Source organism: Actinoplanes sp. NPDC048791, from assembly GCF_040650095.1.
Lineage (GTDB): Bacteria > Actinomycetota > Actinomycetes > Mycobacteriales > Micromonosporaceae > Actinoplanes.
This window is the reverse complement of the sequence record NZ_JBEZGQ010001216.1, coordinates 1-2,271: the sequence shown is the minus strand read 5'-3', so window position 1 is coordinate 2,271 and position 2,271 is coordinate 1. Positions and strand designations below refer to the sequence as shown.

General features: G+C 73.5%; 3 protein-coding genes and 1 pseudogene. All 4 read right to left on the bottom strand.

Annotated elements, in window-relative coordinates:
• Window positions 1-442: pseudogene (locus tag AB0C29_RS44545) on the bottom strand (hypothetical protein); the annotation flags it as partial.
• Entirely contained in the window at window positions 439-960 is a 522-nt protein-coding gene (locus tag AB0C29_RS44540) for a sigma factor-like helix-turn-helix DNA-binding protein (protein ID WP_360833874.1), read from the bottom strand. The pseudogene AB0C29_RS44545 and the gene AB0C29_RS44540, both read right to left, overlap by 4 nt.
• A gap of 47 nt (window positions 961-1,007) precedes the next feature.
• Window positions 1,008-1,571, bottom strand: a complete 564-nt coding sequence (locus AB0C29_RS44535; protein ID WP_360833872.1) for a TetR/AcrR family transcriptional regulator — start codon at window positions 1,569-1,571, stop codon at window positions 1,008-1,010.
• 94 nt (window positions 1,572-1,665) lie between these two features.
• Window positions 1,666-1,899, bottom strand: coding sequence for a hypothetical protein (locus tag AB0C29_RS44530; RefSeq protein WP_360833876.1), 234 nt, complete (start codon window positions 1,897-1,899; stop codon window positions 1,666-1,668).
• Between the last annotated feature and the right edge of the window lie 372 nt (window positions 1,900-2,271).

Here is a 2,271-nt window from a genome sequence, read left to right as displayed (position 1 = left end):
CCTGCACGGGCAGGCAGAGCCCGGCCGGCGCGTCGTAGACGGCGACCTCGACCAGGCCCCGCGGTTCGCCGTCGGCGTTCAGCACCGCGTACTGCCGCCAGCCGGTGCCCGCGCTGGGCGGGCGCGGCACGATCCGGTAACCCTTCGCGTCCACCGGCGGTGCCAGCACGCTCAGCACCGGGTCGAGGACGGCGGACGGGCGGGGCTGCGGGACGGGCACCGCGGCGGTCGAGCGGGCCTTGTGCCCGGGCAGCAGGACGTTGGTGAGGACGAAGCCGAGCAGCACGACCAGGGCCACCGCGACCAGGCCGGCCAGCACCACGCGCCAGGCCCGGCGGCGGCGCAGCCGGTCGGCCCGCCGGTTGATGTCCGGAACCGCGTCGCCGGGCGGCGGCTCGCTCTCGCAGGCCTTCTCCAGCACCGCCGTGAGCAGCGCACTCATCGCACGTCCACCGGCCGGGCGGCGGCCAGCAGGCCCGCGAACGCGCCCAGGCCCTCCGCCTCGAAGGCGAGCACCCTGCTGTCGTCCAGGTCGAGGGCGTCGGCGGTCTCGTCGATGGCCAGCCCGCAGAAGTGCCGCAGCACCAGCACCGCCCGGCAGCGCGGGCTGAGGCCGTGCAGCGCGTCGAGCACCAGCACGGTGTGCACGGCATCGACCTCGGCGGGCGCGGTGGCCAGTTGCAGCTGACCGCCGCCCGAGCCTCGATCGACCGGTACGGGTTCGGTGAGCAGGGCTGGTTCCGGGGCGACGAAGACGTGCTCGCGCCGGCCGCGGGGCTTCTTGAAGGCGGCCATCAGATCGGCGTACGCCCACAGGTCCGGCTCGGTGATGTCGGGATCGGCGAGCACCCGGGCCAGGGTGGTGCGGGCCAGCTCGTCGGCGAGCGCCCAGTCGCCGCACATCAGGAACGCGGCGCGGCGCAGCTGGATGTACCGCTCCAGAACGTACCCGTCGGACATAAGCCTCTTTATAGGCCACAGCACCCGGGCGGCGATGCCGAACGGCCTCACGTGCCGCTAACGGTGACCTCCACCAGCCGGACCAGGTCGTCCAGGTCGGCGTCGAACTCCCCCGCGGCGTCCTCGTGGCGGGCCGCCTCGTCCGCGGGCAGTCCGCCGGTCACCTCACCGACGGTGTAGCCGAGCAGGAACGCGCAGATCATCCGGGTCAGCCGCGGCACCTGCTCCCCCGGCACGCCGGCGTCGTGCAGGCAGCCGCGCAGGGCGGCGGTCAGCCAGGAGGCGGAGGCGCCGGCCGAGCGGCGGTTCAGCAGCAACGGGTACGCGCCGGGGTGCGCCCGGGACAACGCCCGTACCGCCCGGCCCAGGGCCCGCAGGCGCTGCCGCCAGTCGATGTCGCCGGGGTCCTCGCCGTACTCGGTGCCCAGCTCCAGGTGCAGCAGGTCGACGAGCCCGTCCAGCAGGGCGTCCTTGCCACCGACGTACGGGTAGAGGGCCATCGAGGTGAGCCCGACCCGTTCGGCGACGGCGCGCATGGACATGGCACCGAGGCCGTGTTCGTCGACGAGGGCGAGAGCCTGGTCGAGGATGAGTCGTCTCTTGTCGTCCACGGACACACACGGTGCCGAGACGGGCCGGGCGATGGGCCGGAACCAGCCCGCCACACCGCAGTCAGTCACCCACGAGGGTGAGCGGGACGCCGCTTCAGCACCAGCGGCCGGGCGGACGCCCCCGGCTCACTGCCCGGCGCCGGGGCCGGACCGCGCCGTGCAGGTGGGCACCGGCCCAGCCGCGCAGCTCGGTGCGGCAGCCGACCCGGTGCGGGATGTCGTCGACCGGCTCCTCGGTGGCCTGTGCAGACGCGACCGAGGGAAACGGCTCCTCCGCGGCGACCTGCTCCGCTTCGGCGTACAGCTGGCCGTCCTCGCGTTCCGTCATCCCTGCCCCCTCTCCTGCCCGCCGTCCGGACCACCGGGTCTCATCGGCACCGCGCCGCCCGTCATAAGACCTCGCACCCACCAGTCGTGCGGTGCTAGGACGACACCCTGCCAGGTCACCGACCGAAATCACGGTGAAGGCGCACCGCTATATCGGACAAATAACCCAAAGGTTACAGATGAAGAAAGCTCGGCAACCGCGCGGAACGGTACAGCCAGCAGGCAGGTCACGGCCATGGAAAGACATGCCAGGCACCGGCGACCGCCCGCGAGCCCGGTCGTGACAGGCTGGCCGGGTGGCAGAGGAGGCGAAACCCGGCGGTACGGCGAAACGCCCCCCGCTGGCCGCGACCCTGCGCCGCGTCGAGCGCCG

What these genes read in the sequence shown, in the direction of transcription:
- AB0C29_RS44530 (WP_360833876.1), bottom strand. Translation starts at nt 1,899, where the DNA reads ATGACGGAACGCGAGGACGGCCAGCTGTACGCCGAAGCGGAGCAGGTC.
- AB0C29_RS44540 (WP_360833874.1), bottom strand. Translation starts at nt 960, where the DNA reads ATGTCCGACGGGTACGTTCTGGAGCGGTACATCCAGCTGCGCCGCGCC.